Source organism: Bacteroides sp. 3_1_23, from assembly GCF_000162555.1.
GTDB classification, from domain to species: domain Bacteria; phylum Bacteroidota; class Bacteroidia; order Bacteroidales; family Bacteroidaceae; genus Bacteroides; species Bacteroides ovatus.
This window is the reverse complement of sequence record NZ_GG774954.1, coordinates 39,089-54,795: the sequence shown is the minus strand read 5'-3', so window position 1 is coordinate 54,795 and position 15,707 is coordinate 39,089. Positions and strand designations below refer to the sequence as shown.

Sequence of the window (15,707 nt, the reverse complement as noted above, 5' to 3'; positions counted from 1 at the left end):
CTATATTTGCCGTTACTTTGCACCAGATAAATTAACAGCAGATGAAGACAAAGAAGATTATGATTGCCCTCATGCTCCTGACGACAGGGACAGCATGGGCTGAAGATTTCCCCAAAGACTCACTAAAAATAGTAGACATCGAAGAGGTGGTAGTGATTGCTACTCCAAAAGAGAACCGTAAACTACGTGATCTGCCGGTAGCCGCCACCGTTTTATCGCAAGACAATATGCGCGCCAATCAGGTAAATTCCGTGAAGAACCTGACAGGTATTGTTCCCAACCTGTTTATCCCTGACTATGGCTCCAAACTGACTACTTCGATTTATATCCGTGGAATCGGTTCACGCATCAATACTCCGTCCGTAGGACTTTATGTAGACAATATCCCTTATATCGACAAATCCGCTTTCGACTTCAACTATGCTGATATCGAACGTATTGATATTCTTCGCGGGCCACAAGGTACTCTCTACGGGCGTAACACGATGGGAGGGCTTATCAAGGTACATACTAAATCTCCTTTCACTTATCAAGGTACCGATATTCGCATGGGAGCAGCAACTTACAATAATTATAATGTTTCACTCACCCACTATCACCGCACATCCGACCGCTTCGCTTTTTCTACCGGAGGTTTCTACGAACACACAGGTGGCTTCTTTGAAAATTCGGCAAGAAATAACGAAAAAGTAGATAAGAGCAATGCCGGTGGCGGACGATTTCGTGGAATTTACCTGCCTACTTCGAACCTGAAAATAGATATGGCCCTTAGCTATGAATATAGCGATCAAGGTGGGTATCCGTATTATTATACCGGTATTACTCCCAGTGCCATAGCCAAAGCTCAAAAAGACGGTAAAGAAATGACAGAAGACCGGGCAGACTACATCGGTAAGATTTCATATAACGATCGTAGTAGTTACCGCCGTGGATTGCTCAACTCTGGTGTTAACATCGAATACCAAGCCTGTAACTTTATATTAAGTGCCGTGACAGGTTATCAGAACCTGAATGACCGTATGTTCCTCGATCAGGACTTCACAGAGAGGGATATTTTCAACATCGAACAAAAGCAGAGAGCGAACACCATTTCCGAAGAAATTGTCTTGAAAGCCAAACCTGGAAAAAGATGGCAGTGGGCTACGGGTGCTTTCGGATTCTATCAATGGCTACATACTACAGGTCCTGTTCTGTTCAAAGAAGAAGGAGTGAAGTCAGTCATTGAAAACAACGCCAATTCCGCTTTTGAAGAAGTCTCTGCCAAACCCGGAGCTCCCACCATGGGAATGACCGTGCACAACCCGACATTAAGCGTAGGAGGAACCTTCGATACCCCAACCCTTAGCGGTGCACTTTATCATCAGTCCACTTTCAACAATCTGTTCATCGAAGGGTTGTCCGTTACAGCCGGACTCCGACTCGATTACGAGAAAATCAGTATGAAGTATAATTCTCTTAGCACTCCTATCAACTTTGGTTTCGACTTCCACATGGCAATGGGGCCCACGCAAATAAATCTGTCCGATCAGAATATGAAAGCTCCGGCCTCTTTCGTAGGTAAGCTCTCGACTGATTACGTACAACTTCTACCCAAATTTGCTATTCAATATGAATGGAAGAATCAAAATAATGTTTATGCCACCGTTACCCGGGGATATCGTTCGGGAGGATATAACATCCAGATGTTCTCTGATTTATCACAAACTGAATTGAAAAATTCGATGATGAATGCCATCAAAGAAAGTCCGACAATAGGGCAAGATGCCACATGGGGGGCAACCATTATAAAAATGATGGACCAAATGGTACCAGCAAAAGAGATCGACGTAAAAACTTCTACTACTTACAAGCCCGAATATTCGTGGAACTACGAAGTAGGTAGCCACCTTACTTTATGGGAAGGCAGACTTTGGGCCGACGTCGCAGCATTCTACATGGATACCCGCGACCAACAACTCTCCCAATTTGCAGAAAGTGGTTTGGGACGTATCACGATTAATGCAGGAAAAAGTCGCAGCTATGGTGCAGAAGCAGCTCTTCGTGCCAGTGTGACTAAAGAACTTAGCCTGAATGCCAGTTATGGATATACGTATGCCACCTTTACTGATTATGTAATCACCGAAGAGAAAAAAGATGGCACTCCCATAATTACGGATTACAATGGCAAATATGTTCCCTTTGTTCCCAAGCATACATTAAATATCGGTGGAGAATATGCCATCACCTGCAGCCCACGTTCTATCTTCGACCGGGTTGTATTCCAAGCGAACTATAACGCTGCCGGACGTATCTACTGGACTGAACAAAACGACGTCAGCCAATCCTTCTACGGCACACTCAACTGGAGAACGAATCTGGAAATCGGTGATGCAATGATTAGTTTCTGGGCACGCAACTTCCTGAATAAAGACTATGCCGCCTTCTATTTCGAAACAATGAACAAAGGTTTCATGCAGAAAGGACGCCCAATGCTATTTGGGGTAGATCTTCGCTGCCGCTTCTAATCATTTTTACTCATAAGGATATTATTTAGTCTTTTTATTGTCAGCTAAAGATTTCATCCATATAGAATAATGATTTTCAACGTATTAACAGCTGACAATAAGTGCTGACAATAACCCAAAACAGGCTGACAATAAAAGATTCGGACTTTTATTGTCAGCCTGTCTCTTTGTAGATTAACAGCATAGAATACGGGATAGAAGAACGTATGTCCCTATGAAGTTTGCATTATAAAGCCGTTATACTTGATTTACCCAATCGGTATTGTTCTGTCAGAGCTACGCTATCCTTAACTCTCCACGGCCGTGGTAGCATCTCTTCACGGCCATGGGAGGATCTCGTCACAACTGTGGGAAGAAGTTACCACGGCCGTGGGAAGGTAAAGATAGCGGTACCCTCACACAACTATACCGGCACCTTACCGGAACTTTATCAATGCTTCGGCATTAGTTTACCTACTGCTTGCTATCAGTTTGCTTATACCTAAGACTGCTTCGTTCATAATCCAACGTGCCTGACCTATACTTCAGTACGATCAGATTCCTCCACCCCACCATGCAAACGCTCCATCTGATAAGCGATACGCTCCGTCCCATTCTTTACATAAATGATACCGCAACGTTGAAAGCCATACTTCGTCAGTATATGTTGCATGACCTTATTATCCCGATGAGTATCTACCCGGACATTAGGCCAACGTTCGAAACACCAGTCCAGACAAGCTTCCGACACCCCTTTCTGCTTTCCGTTCGTTGCCAACCGGTGAATCACTCCATAAGGTTCGTCATTGAGCCATGCACCTTCATAAATCTGTTGATAAGTAGGATCTTCTCCCAAGATGAAACAAAAAGTTCCCAGAATTTCTCCTTGTTCATCTATGCAGGCAAAGCTATGACTCTCTTCAATTTCCCGACGAATCAATGCTTCCGACGGATAGCCGTCAATCCATTGGGTCGTGTTCCCGGTTGCACGCATAAAGGCACGGGCATAGTCATAAATCTCCATCACTAAAGGGAGATCTTTTATTTCGGTAGGTCTGATTTCCATCATTTGAAAAGTTATTCAGAAATAAAACAGATAATAAAATTACTCGTTAATCGCTCCACAATGGGGGCATATACCTTTCTCTTTTAGTTTCTCCCCGCAATGTCCGCAACGATACTTATACCCAATGTTTCGATAGACCTTCTTCGCAAAAACCAAATAAAAAAGGCCAGGAATAGATAACCGATATAGATATGTGTCATCAGGATAAAGAAGAAATAACAGAAAATACAGCAGGACATCAGTCCCAGCAGATAAAAGATAGCCGCAGCGGGAGTCAATTGTCGGAACAAATCATCCAACACCGCCAAAGCTACTATCAGAAACAACCAAATACTCAACAGAAAAACAGAGAGAATGAAAGGAACTTTGAACGGTGACAAAGTTGGATTGAAATAAAAATGTTCCCACGTTTCCGGCACAAAGACCTGCATTGATTCGTAAATCGTTGCACTGAAAGCCATCAATAAACAAAGAAACAGGGGATAAACACTGTCAATATCATTAAAATAAACCATCTGCAACTGCTTCCGACGGAAAGCGCGAAACAAATAAGCTCCAACAAATAAAGCAAAAATAACCACAAAATAAGAGGCATGTGTATCGCTGAAAAGATGAATAGCCTGCGAAATACTATCAGTCGGTACAAATGACTTCTTGAGTTCTTTCTCACGTATCCAACCCTGTTCATCTTGTGTATGTGCCAGTTTCACCCAAATGCTGTCTACACTATCGGCAGGATGAACCGCAAACTCTGCAACCACTACCCTATCCCCCCTATTCAACTGAATAAAAGTATCTTTTATTGGGAGGCATTCCAAAGAGATGGAATCATCGACTACTTCCAAGTTTGTATTCCATGTATAATGGCGTTCATACAGGTAAGTCAGCGAATCTTTTGTTTTCTTCGACAGTTCTTCCGAATCCAAAGCCGGTGCTTTATAATAACAAGATGAGAGCAAAAACAGACACAATAGCAAGCTCATGACAGACTTCACCACAGAGAATGCAGAAAACACAGAGTTACTATAAGACACGGACGACATAGAAGACACAGAGAACATGAAGAAGAATTTTCCATCTCTCTTCCACAAACCGTTCAAACGAGCGGTTCCGGAAGGATGAGTTGAAACATTGTCTCCTCTACGTCCTCTGTGACGAATAATTCCGTGATTAATTATCCTCATTGTGCCGCCTTTACTTTCATTTGACAATTCTTACAATCAAATTCCAGACGAAAACGTTTGCCGTCATTCGACACCAAATAATAGGGCTCTTTATAAGGCGAACGTACCCGTTGATGGATAGGACACCAGCCCATACTATAGCGCAAACAATGTTTGCAGAACATCAGTACCGCATCTTCCACTGCTTCTTTTTCGTATGCTGCCGCTACCTGTTGTACCCCATGCTCCTGATAGAAAGAAGCTGCACGGGTGTTCATTACATTCCCCAGATATGTTAATGTAGTTTGCGGAAAAGCATGACTCGTTGGCTTCCATACTGCCAATTCCTGACGATAATTGATTCGACGGGCAGTTATCAATTGGTCGATTGCCTGTCTGCGGAAATCGGCTAACACCGAAGCTGGCAAAAACCAATTTCCGGTAAAGGATATTTCTATTTCTTTTGCTTCAAAAGGTGTATTCCCCAGTTTGGACAGTTGCGTTTTCAGATTGTCCGTCTGTGGAGTGCGGGCAAGTTCTTTCTCACGAGGGAGGGTGATTGTGACGCTATTATCATCTTCATCAGTCAATGTCAGGGAGAAACCAAAATTATTGTCGGCAAGCAAGATTTTCACTGCGATTTTCCTTTCGGCAGATTTGCGGGAAAGGATTCGTTCAAATTCCTGGTCGAAATTACGATACAGTGTAGTACGCGGCTTAATACGGGGCATTTCCTGCGGATAGAGTTTGTTACTGTCCACCCGGTTGATACGGAAACCCTGCAAACGTCCCTGTTCGTCGATATAGCAAACACCGTCTCCATTGTTAAAGGATTTAAGTCCGGCAACTGTCAGATAGTTGCCCCGGGCCTCTTTCATGGTTCCCATCTCTTCACCCAGCGACTTAGGAGTGTCGAAAGAGAAAATCTCTTTATCACGTCCATTCAGGAAATAATGCGTGAATCCACGACTGAAACTCTTATCGAGTTGTGGTTTAAATTCGAAACTACACGTACCCGAAGAAGCACGTACATATTCCGGACGACGGGCAAAGATCGCATCCAGTTTCTGGCGATAAGCAGCCGTCACATTCTTCACATAAGATACGTCTTTCAGTCGTCCCTCTATTTTAAATGAAGAAGCTCCGGCATCCAGTAGTTGCTCCAATTCGTCGCTTTGATTCATATCTTTCAGGGAAAGCAGATGTTTGTCTTTGACAATCACTTTCCCGTCCGCATCTACCAGACTAAAAGGCAGACGGCAGAATTGTGCACACTCTCCACGATTGGCACTACGACCGAAACAGGCTTGACTAACATAGCATTGCCCGCTATAACTGACACAAAGAGCACCATGTACAAATACTTCCAAAGGTACTTCCGGACAGCTTTCATGAATCTTCTTTATTTCACGCAACGATAACTCCCGCGCCAACACCACTTGACGGAAACCTGCTTCCCAAAGGAACTTCACTTTTTCCGGCGTACGATTGTCCATCTGCGTACTGGCATGAAGTGGTATCGGAGGAAGATTCAGTTTCGTGATTCCCATATCCTGTACAATCAGTGCATCGACACCAATCCGATAAAGTGCATGAATCATCTCCTCCGTCTCTTTCAACTCTTCTTCTTTCAGAATCGTATTGACCGTGACATAAATACGTGCATTATACAAATGAGCATGCTGCACCAATGCTTCAATATCTTCCAATGAGTTCACAGCTGCCGCACGGGCACCGAATTTCGGAGCACCGATATATACAGCATCTGCACCATGGTTGATAGCTTCAATACCACATTCCAGGTTTTTCGCCGGAGCGAGAAGTTCTATTTTACGCTGCTTTATCATTTAATATCATTGATGTTGTAAGGTGTTTCCTGATAAACAAAGTAGTTCAACCAGTTGGAGAACAACAAATTGGCATGAGCACGCCAACGTACCAACGGGCCTTTTTCAGGATCATCGTCTATATAATAATTGCGGGGAATCTCTATTGGCAGGCCTTTATCCAAGTCACGGCGGTATTCCGTATCCAGTGTCAGCGGAGAATATTCAGAGTGCCCCGTGACAAAGAACTCACGTCCGCCCCGTGCCATCGCCATATAGACACCGGCCTCTTTCGATTCGGAAAGCAACGTCAGTTCCGGAACTTTCAGAATATCTTCCCTGCGCACTTCCGTATGACGGCTATGCGGCACATAGAAACAATCGTCAAAACCACGGAAGATGGAATGGAAAGGTTCCAGTACACGATGCTCAAAGATGCCGAACATCTTCTCTTCCAACGGATATTTTGGAACTCCATAATGATGATATAACTCGGCCTGCGCTGCCCAACATATATATAAGGTAGAAGTGACATGCGTACGTGCCCAATCAAAGATTTCCGTAATCTCATCCCAATAGGTCACTTCTTCGAAGTCCATCTGTTCTACAGGAGCTCCGGTGATAATCATACCATCATACTTCTCGTGACGCATCTGGTCGAAATCCGTATAGAACGTTTTCATGTGTTCTATCGGCGTATTCTTCGACGTGTGGCTCTTGATCTTCATAAACGAAATCTCCACCTGAAGAGGTGTATTCGAAAGTAAGCGCACCAAGTCTGTTTCCGTTGTAATCTTCAACGGCATCAGGTTCAGAATCACAATCCGTAGCGGACGAATATCTTGCTGCGTAGCGCGGGAAGTGTCGATCACAAAAATATTTTCTTCCTTCAAAAGCTCTATCGCAGGTAGTTTATCGGGTAAATTTAAAGGCATAATCGCTATATATTAGTAATTTGAGTGCAAAAATACGAAAAATATAGCAGATTATAGGGAGGTTGCTTATTTAGAAGACGTACAAATTAAGTCAATTTAATCATCGAAGCATAACAACTAATCAATAAAAGCCTTATTTTTGCCGAAGAAATTAGTACTAATAATTTAAATCTTAGAAAAATGGCTTACGTAATTAGTGACGATTGTATTGCTTGCGGAACTTGCATTGACGAGTGTCCGGTAGAAGCTATCTCTGAAGGTGATATCTATTCTATCAACCCAGATGTATGTACTGACTGTGGTACTTGCGCAGACGTTTGTCCGTCTGAAGCAATTCACCCGGCTGAATAATACAAGCTACAAAAAATGTACAGGCTGCTTTCTACGGAAGGCAGCCTTTTTTATTTCTTGTCTTCACCACAGATTCCACAGATGGACACAGGTTATTTATATTCAACTAAATAAAAATTCCCTCACTGCAACATATTACAGCAAGGGAATCACAATTTAAACATATATTGAACAATAAAAAATCTTTTAATCTGTGTTCATCCGTGTAATCTGTGGTGAACTCTTATTTCAATTTAGCTAATGCTTCCTTGATACGACGGATAGCCTCTACGATATTTTCATCGCTTGTAGCATAACTCATGCGGATACATTCAGGAGCACCAAAAGAGGTACCACCTACACAAGCCACGTGAGCTTCTTCAAGTAAGTACATTGCCAAATCATCCGAATCTGCAATCTTACGTTCGCCGTTGCTCTTTCCAAAGAAAGTATCGCATTTCGGGAACAAGTAGAAAGCACCTTGCGGAACGTTTACTTCAAATCCCGGAACTTCTTTAGCCAACTTCACAATCAGGTCACGACGACGTTCGAATGCTTTCTGCATCTCTTTTACCGGTTCTTGTGTTCCTGTATATGCAGCTTCAGCAGCTTTTTGAGAAACAGAGCAAGGACCTGAAGTGTACTGACCTTGCAACTTGTTGCAAGCTTTTACAATCCATTCCGGACCGGCAATAAAACCGATTCTCCATCCTGTCATAGCATACGCTTTGGATACACCGTTTACAATCACTGTACGTTCCTTCATTTCAGGGAATTGAGCGATACTTTGATGTGCACCGATGTAATTGATATGTTCGTAAATCTCGTCAGCGATTACGATCACCTGCGGATGTTTAGCCAATACAGCAGACAGTCCGGCCAATTCTTCCTTTGTATATACAGAACCTGTCGGGTTGGACGGGGAACAAAGAATCAACGCTTTCGTTTTCGGAGTAATAGCAGCTTCCAGCTGTTCCGGAGTAATCTTGAAATCTTGTTCGATACCTGCCGAAACGATAACAGGAGTACCTTCTGCCATTTTCACCATTTCCGGGTAGCTTACCCAGTAAGGAGCCGGAACGATTACTTCGTCACCCGGATTTACCAATACAAGAATCGTATTACAAACAGATTGTTTTGCACCATTTGCACACGAAATCTGGGCGGCTGTATATTCAAGACCGTTTTCTTTTTTCAGTTTCTCAACAATAGCATTGCGCAAAGCCGGATAGCCCGGTACCGGAGAGTAGCGGGAAAAGTTATCATCTACGGCTTTTTTCGCAGCTTCTTTGATGTGGTCAGGAGTATTAAAATCAGGTTCTCCTACACTTAAGTTAATAACATCAACGCCTTGTGCCTTGAGCTCGTTGCTCTTTTGAGACATGGCAAGCGTCGCCGACGGCGACAAGCTGTTCAAACGATCTGATAATTGATTCATTTTGTATCTATTTTATTGTTGTTGAGTGAAAATCGCTGCAAAATAAGCGATAATATTTGATATATGAAAACAAAATGGCAATTTACTTATTAAAATGTAAAGTATGCCCCATTCTTTCTTTCTTTGTTCTCAAGTATCGCTCATTATACGGATTAGGAACTGTTTCAACAGGCACGTTTTCTACAATCTCCAATCCATAGGCTTCCAAACCAACACGTTTTACCGGATTATTTGTCAAAAGTCTCATTTTGTGTACTCCCAGCTCACGAAGGATCTGTGCACCTACTCCATAATCACGTTCGTCAGCAAGATGTCCTAAGCAAATATTCGCATCAACGGTATCCATACCGTCTTCCTGGAGCTTGTATGCTTTCATTTTTTCCATCAGACCGATGCCGCGTCCTTCCTGATTGAGATAAACCACTACACCTTTTCCTTCTTTTTCGATCATTTCCATCGCTTTATGCAACTGCTCGCCACAGTCACAACGCTGCGAACCAAGGATATCTCCTGTAGCACAAGAGGAGTGAACACGTACCAGGATAGGTTCGTCTTCACTCCACGTACCTTTAAATATAGCCATGTGCTCCAATCCGTTTGATTTCTGGCGGAAAGGAATCAGACGGAACATCCCGTGTTCAGTAGGCATATTTACTTCCACTCCTTTTTCCACAATGGATTCCTGTTTCAAACGATAGACAATCAGGTCATGGATAGAGATCAGTTTCAGTCCATGTTCATCTGCCATCTGGCGGAGTTCGGGCAAACGTGCCATTGTTCCATCTTCACTCATGATTTCCATCAAGGCGCCTGCCGGGTAAAGTCCTGCCAGACGAGCCATGTCAATCGTAGCTTCCGTATGTCCGGCACGACGAAGCACTCCTTTTTCTTGTGCATATAACGGATTGATGTGCCCGGGACGACCGAAGGTTGCCGGTGTAGAAGTAGGATCGGCCAACGCCTGAATAGTAGCGGCACGGTCGGAAGCAGAAACACCTGTTGTACAGCCTTCCAGTTTGTCAATGGTAACCGTAAAAGGAGTTCCCAACACGGAAGTATTGTCACTTACCTGATGCGGCAAATCCAACTCCTTGCAACGAGACACTGTGACAGGTGCACAAAGTACGCCACGTGCATGTTTCAACATGAAATTTACTTTCTCGGGAGTTATCTTTTCAGCGGCAATAATCAAGTCGCCTTCATTTTCGCGGTCCTCATCATCCACTACTATGACAAACTTGCCTTCTTTGAAGTCGGCAATCGCATCTTCTATTCTATCCATTTTAATAGTCTCTTTCATAACACTTATTTATTGATTTTCTGTATGATGAATTGAATTTGTTCATTGTTCTTTATAATCCGTTCCATATCCTTAGCCAGACGAACGCGGAACGCCCAGATGCGGAAATAGAAAAATAAACCGATAGGGAAAATAACTCCGGCTACCAGATTCAACCAATATATATGGAACGGGCGCACATGAGCAGAAACGGAAATAACCGGATAATTGTTTAATGCACCGATCAAAGTGGCCGATTTCGTATTGGACATTTCTTCAACCAACGCTTCCAGCTTTTCATTGATAGCCATTACTTCGTTGTCATCTTCGCTTGACATCCACAATTTAAAGTAATTGGGTGCTTTTTCCAATCGTTTCTTGGCAGCATACGCTCTGCACTCTGCAGTGAGTTGTTCCAAATCACCGGTCAGACGTGTGTAATCAGGATCATGGATAATCACTTCTTTCTTAAATATATGGCGTACACTACGGATTCCCATAATCTTCTTGAACCAGTTGATATAGGCATCTGCATTAAGCACAACAGAATCCTTATTCGATTTATAGGTAAGGAAAACTCCTAATGGGGCAAGGACCGCACTACTTGTCCACATTCCCATCCATACTATCCACTTACCGTCACGGGCCATTTTATATCCTGTATTATCAATGATATAGTAAATAATAAATACCAACACGGATACAATTACCGGCATTCCCAACCCTCCTTTGCGGATGATTCCACCCAATGGAGCTCCGATAAAGAAGAACAGCAGACAAGAGAGTGAAATCGTTATCTTCTTATGCCATTCCGTCTTATGTTTGCGAATACTATAATCGTTGTTCTCCATCGTGAATTTCTTGAACCCAAGATCGTTGGCCACATTCTCCGCCCGACTGACAGCAGAAGAAAGCACCTTCTGTTTCTGCGTTAAAGAGGCTACTTCGTAAAGGCTGTCCACATTATATTCATGGATATCCGCCTTTTCTATTTTGACCGTATCTTCTTTTGTCAATCCATAAGAAGGACGGAAATTTCCTTCTGCCACTTCCCTGTAATACTGTCGTCCGATACTATCTCCCACTACCGTCATTGAGTCGATAGAGCTTTGCAACTGCGCCATATCCTTAGCACTGGACTGCTTGCCCATAATGTCGCCATCAACCATATTGAAATCGGAGTTAAATTCAATAATGGTATGTTTTTCCCGGAATGACTCACGCCGATAAGGCACATTCTGCGATTTCAGGCTCTGAGCTTTCAGGTTCTCGAATAAATCGCCACTATATAAATGCAACCAGAGATGTTGTTTATCTGCAGTCATCTCCAGACGTCCGGAGTCGGCATATATAATATGTGCGTTTTCGAATCCGTCCTTCATATTATAAATCAGCACATCATATAGCATACCGGTCTTTCGGTTCTTCTTAGCTACCTTTAAATTATAATCCTTTATTTCAGAATAGAAAACTCCTTCCGGAATATCCAACTCCGGAGATTTCTGTTTCATCGAAAGAATCAGGGTTCCCAGCTTAGCCTGGGCGATAGGACCAACAACATTTTGGAAATAGAATGAGACACCGACAAGTCCGCAAACAAAGAAAGCGAGCGGACGCATGATTTTAAGTAGAGAAATACCCGCAGCTTTCATTGCAAGTAATTCATAACGCTCGCCAAAGTTACCGAAAGTAATCAAAGAAGCCAGTAACACAGCCAATGGCAACGATACTGGCACTAATGTTAATGCGGAATAAAAGAAGAATTGAGCCATAACGCTCATCTCCAACCCTTTTCCGACCAATTCGTCTACATATCTCCACAGGAACTGCATCATGAATATGAACAGACAGATGAAGAATGTACCAATAAAGAGCATCAAAAAACTCTTTACGATGAATATATCTAATTTCTTTATGCGTAGCATCTTAATAGGTTCGTGCAATTAGGATGCAAAATTAGCACAAAAAAAGGAGCATCGAAAATTTTTAGTTGAAAGTTAACTAAAAACCACAAGTTCTTCTTAATTTAGCTACTTGTGACTCCCACAATTCTTTCATATCATCTACTTCATCCGGCTCTGCGAAATCGGTAATTTCCAGCACATAATCACTAGTCAGCTCATTATAAGTCATCTTGATTTCAAAATAATCGCGCTCGTTTTCATCATCCTGCCAACGGAAGCGGATAAAAGAGAAAGAGCGAATGGCAATAATTTCTGCTTTCCTCTGTTCTGTCTTGCCCCAATGAAACTCTACTATTTTATCGTCAGAAATAACTTTGTCTGCAAACCAGTCCTCCAACCCGGTCGGTGTGCTAATAGCTCCCCAAAGTATATTTTTAGATGTTGCATTCAACAAATACTCCAAATGAATCTTTTCCTTTTTCATAGCAATTTCGAATTGTTTTTACGTGTGCCAAGATAAATACTTTTTTCTAAATACACCGCATAAATCAGACACTTTATTTAATTATTCTTTCATTATCGAGCCTCAAACTCCCTGTTTATAGGGAAAACCAAGACCCGTATTAAAGAAAAAACACAAAAAAGTTATGAATTGTTTTGGAGATTATAAAAAATCATCTATCTTTGCACCCGCAATCGAGAAACGATGGCGGGATAGCTCAGCTGGTTAGAGCGCATGATTCATAATCATGAGGTCCCCGGTTCAATCCCGGGTCCCGCTACTTGATAAGAATAAGGCATTTGGGAGGCTTCCACTTCTGGGTGCCTTTTTCTTTTTATCTCTTCGCGAAATCATTGTGAAATCTTCAATTACATTTCTACCAGAAGCCAACGTTGAACAATAAAAATAGCCTCAACTTACAAAAAATTGAGGCTATCGAAATATCATTTAAAAAGTTTTTCTATTCCCATTCTATAGTCGCATTAGGTTTCGGCGACATATCATAACAAACGCGATTTACATTCTTCACTTCTTTCAGAATACGGTCTGTTATCTTCATCAGGATAGGCCAATCAATCGGCTCAATAGTAGCCGTCATAGCATCCACTGTATTGACAGCGCGAATAATAACCGGCCAATCAAAAGAACGAGCATTATCACGTACACCCACAGATTTAAAATCAGGCACTACTGTAAAGTATTGCCATACTTTTTTATCCAGTCCGGCAAGTTGGAACTCCTCACGCAGAATGGCATCGGATTCACGCACTGCCTCCAAACGATCACGTGTAATAGCACCTAAACAACGTACACCCAAACCAGGTCCAGGGAACGGTTGACGGTAAACCATTTCATAAGGTAAACCTAACTCCAAGCCACAAGCACGAACTTCATCTTTAAATAATTGGCGCAATGGTTCTACAAGTTGGAATTTTAAATCTTCGGGCAAACCACCTACATTATGGTGAGATTTCACCATTTTAGCAGTTTTCGTTCCACTTTCCACAATATCCGGATAAATAGTACCTTGACCTAAGAAATCAATACCGTTCAGCTTACGCGCTTCTTCTTCGAACACACGAATAAACTCGCCACCAATAATTTTACGTTTCTGCTCCGGATCTTCTACACCAGCCAACTTATTCAGAAAACGATCGGTTACATCTACATACACAAGATTTGCCTTCAACTGGTTGCTGAATACCTCAACCACATCTTCAGACTCTCCCTTACGCATCAAACCATGATTAACATGTACGCATACCAGATTGTTACCAATAGCTTTCAGAAGTAAAGCAGCTACCACAGAGCTATCAACTCCACCCGACAGGGCCAACAATACTTTCTTATCGCCCACCTGACGCTTAATCAATTCTATCTGGTCATTGACAAAGTTCTTCATGTTCCAGTTAGCTTCAGCTTTACAAGTATCGAAAACAAAAGACTTTACTGCAGCCTTTATAGCCTCGATATCATCTGTAAATTCTGCCAACTTCACTTCACAAGTTGCTTTATCATGCCCTGCAGCCATGACAGGAATTCCCAAAGTATAGATAGCCGGATTTATATCAATAGCAACGCCATCGATTACATTATTCGGGCCACCATTGATAATAATACCCTTTACATTGGGCAATGCTTTCAGTTCTTCTACTGTGATATCGTGAGGATAAATCTCACTATAAACTCCTAATGCACGGATGGCGCGAGCCAATACCGTATTCTCATGACTACCCAAGTCAAGGATAACAATCATATCCTGCTTCATCTGATTTTGGTTGTTTTTAAGTTATTGTATTGTTATTATTCACTATCATTTTTCAAACGGTCTGCAAATATAAAGATTTTTAGAGAGACTATAATGCATTGATTCTCTAAAGTTTCAGAACAGAGTAACGTTTTTTGCTGTAATATTATTCCAAATAAAAAAATGATGTTACAAACAGGCAGCAAGAACAATATTTTATAAAATAAGGAAAGGGCTATTTCTCTATAACAACATTATTATTGTTGTATGAACTAAAGAAAAAAGTAGCATTCACAAACACTATAGGGTTTGAAAGGCTGCTTTTATCCTAGATATTTTATACATTTGCTGCATAAAACATAATATTTCACCATGAACGAAGAGAAAAGTTCCTTTATAAAAGGTATAAATGAGCAACGCCCAACCGCTTATCATCAGCTTTATAATGAATATTATAAAGCATTGGTGTTGTATGCCATCAACTTTCTCTCTTCCCAACAAGCTGCCGAAGATATTGTACAGGATCTTTTTGCAACTATGTGGGAAAAGAAAATGAGATTCTTATCATTGCCTTCTTTCCGAACTTATCTTTATAATTCTATACGAAATGCCTCTCTTAATTATTTAAAACATCAGAATGTAGAATCTCTCTATCTTGAACGCTTGGCAAGCACTTATCGAGAAATCACAGAAGAAGAAGATACCAATGAAGAAGAAGTATACCGACTACTATTTCGTGCTATCGATAAATTGCCAGCACGCTGCCGGGAAATATTCCTATTGCATATGGATGGAAAAAAGAATGAAGAAATAGCTACTGTACTAGGAATTTCGATCGAAACAGTAAAGACACAAAAGAAAAGAGCTATACAATCTATCAAAGAACAGATGGGTACATGCTACTTCTTGCTCCCCTTATGTGACATTTTGTATAGTTCGAAGTTTTTTTCGTAACCAAAATAATCTTTTTTAGAAAGTTTGTACCTCTTTTTAATCTTCATGTTGTCTTATTAACAAATGATAAGACAATAGAT

11 protein-coding genes, 1 tRNA gene and 1 pseudogene are annotated in these 15,707 nt (G+C 41.8%); 4 read left to right on the top strand and 9 right to left on the bottom strand.

Annotated elements, in window-relative coordinates:
- Window positions 1-41: 41 nt before the first annotated feature.
- Window positions 42-2,504: a TonB-dependent receptor gene (locus tag HMPREF9010_RS08640; protein WP_008649993.1), complete on the top strand. Its 2,463-nt coding sequence runs from the start codon at window positions 42-44 to the stop codon at window positions 2,502-2,504.
- A 517-nt stretch (window positions 2,505-3,021) separates the two neighbouring features.
- Here HMPREF9010_RS08640 and HMPREF9010_RS08645 read toward each other — a convergent pair.
- The 4 genes and pseudogenes from HMPREF9010_RS08645 to metA all read right to left on the bottom strand — a co-directional run bounded on the left by HMPREF9010_RS08645 (window position 3,022) and on the right by metA (window position 7,473).
- Window positions 3,022-3,549, bottom strand: a complete 528-nt coding sequence (locus HMPREF9010_RS08645) for a GNAT family N-acetyltransferase (RefSeq protein WP_004326443.1) — start codon at window positions 3,547-3,549, stop codon at window positions 3,022-3,024.
- Window positions 3,550-3,588: 39 nt separating this feature from the next.
- A pseudogene (locus HMPREF9010_RS08650) lies at window positions 3,589-4,733 on the bottom strand (zinc ribbon domain-containing protein).
- Window positions 4,730-6,559 (bottom strand): peptidase U32 family protein, encoded by a 1,830-nt coding sequence (locus tag HMPREF9010_RS08655; protein WP_008649990.1) that lies wholly within the window; start codon window positions 6,557-6,559, stop codon window positions 4,730-4,732. The pseudogene HMPREF9010_RS08650 and the gene HMPREF9010_RS08655 overlap by 4 nt, the downstream one beginning before the upstream one ends.
- Window positions 6,556-7,473 (bottom strand): homoserine O-succinyltransferase, encoded by a 918-nt coding sequence (metA, locus tag HMPREF9010_RS08660; protein WP_008649989.1) that lies wholly within the window; start codon window positions 7,471-7,473, stop codon window positions 6,556-6,558. The genes HMPREF9010_RS08655 and metA overlap by 4 nt, the downstream gene beginning before the upstream one ends.
- Before the next feature lie 180 nt (window positions 7,474-7,653).
- On the opposite strand from metA, the gene HMPREF9010_RS08665 reads away from it, so the two are divergent.
- On the top strand, window positions 7,654-7,824 hold the full coding sequence (locus tag HMPREF9010_RS08665) for a DUF362 domain-containing protein (RefSeq protein WP_002559159.1): 171 nt from the start codon (window positions 7,654-7,656) through the stop codon (window positions 7,822-7,824).
- 223 nt (window positions 7,825-8,047) lie between these two features.
- On the opposite strand, the gene HMPREF9010_RS08670 is transcribed toward HMPREF9010_RS08665, so the two are convergent.
- The 4 genes from HMPREF9010_RS08670 to HMPREF9010_RS08685 all read right to left on the bottom strand — a co-directional run bounded on the left by HMPREF9010_RS08670 (window position 8,048) and on the right by HMPREF9010_RS08685 (window position 12,908).
- Window positions 8,048-9,241, bottom strand: coding sequence for a pyridoxal phosphate-dependent aminotransferase (locus HMPREF9010_RS08670; protein WP_008649988.1), 1,194 nt, complete (start codon window positions 9,239-9,241; stop codon window positions 8,048-8,050).
- 82 nt (window positions 9,242-9,323) lie between these two features.
- The gene (locus HMPREF9010_RS08675; RefSeq protein ID WP_004299085.1) at window positions 9,324-10,541 is read right to left on the bottom strand and encodes a bifunctional 3,4-dihydroxy-2-butanone-4-phosphate synthase/GTP cyclohydrolase II; all 1,218 of its coding nucleotides are present in this window, start codon (window positions 10,539-10,541) and stop codon (window positions 9,324-9,326) included.
- Window positions 10,542-10,546: 5 nt separating this feature from the next.
- A complete protein-coding gene (locus tag HMPREF9010_RS08680; protein ID WP_032852819.1) occupies window positions 10,547-12,445 on the bottom strand; it encodes an LptF/LptG family permease in 1,899 nt (632 codons plus the stop codon).
- Window positions 12,446-12,521: 76 nt separating this feature from the next.
- Window positions 12,522-12,908 (bottom strand): START-like domain-containing protein, encoded by a 387-nt coding sequence (locus HMPREF9010_RS08685; RefSeq protein WP_004299081.1) that lies wholly within the window; start codon window positions 12,906-12,908, stop codon window positions 12,522-12,524.
- A 224-nt stretch (window positions 12,909-13,132) separates the two neighbouring features.
- Between HMPREF9010_RS08685 and HMPREF9010_RS08690 the strand changes: the two genes are divergently transcribed.
- Window positions 13,133-13,206, top strand: a tRNA-Met gene (locus HMPREF9010_RS08690).
- A 180-nt stretch (window positions 13,207-13,386) separates the two neighbouring features.
- On the opposite strand, the gene guaA is transcribed toward HMPREF9010_RS08690, so the two are convergent.
- A complete protein-coding gene (gene guaA, locus HMPREF9010_RS08695; RefSeq protein ID WP_004299035.1) occupies window positions 13,387-14,694 on the bottom strand; it encodes a glutamine-hydrolyzing GMP synthase in 1,308 nt (435 codons plus the stop codon).
- 351 nt (window positions 14,695-15,045) lie between these two features.
- Between guaA and HMPREF9010_RS08700 the strand changes: the two genes are divergently transcribed.
- On the top strand, window positions 15,046-15,627 hold the full coding sequence (locus HMPREF9010_RS08700; RefSeq protein ID WP_004309044.1) for an RNA polymerase sigma-70 factor: 582 nt from the start codon (window positions 15,046-15,048) through the stop codon (window positions 15,625-15,627).
- Window positions 15,628-15,707 lie beyond the last annotated feature (80 nt).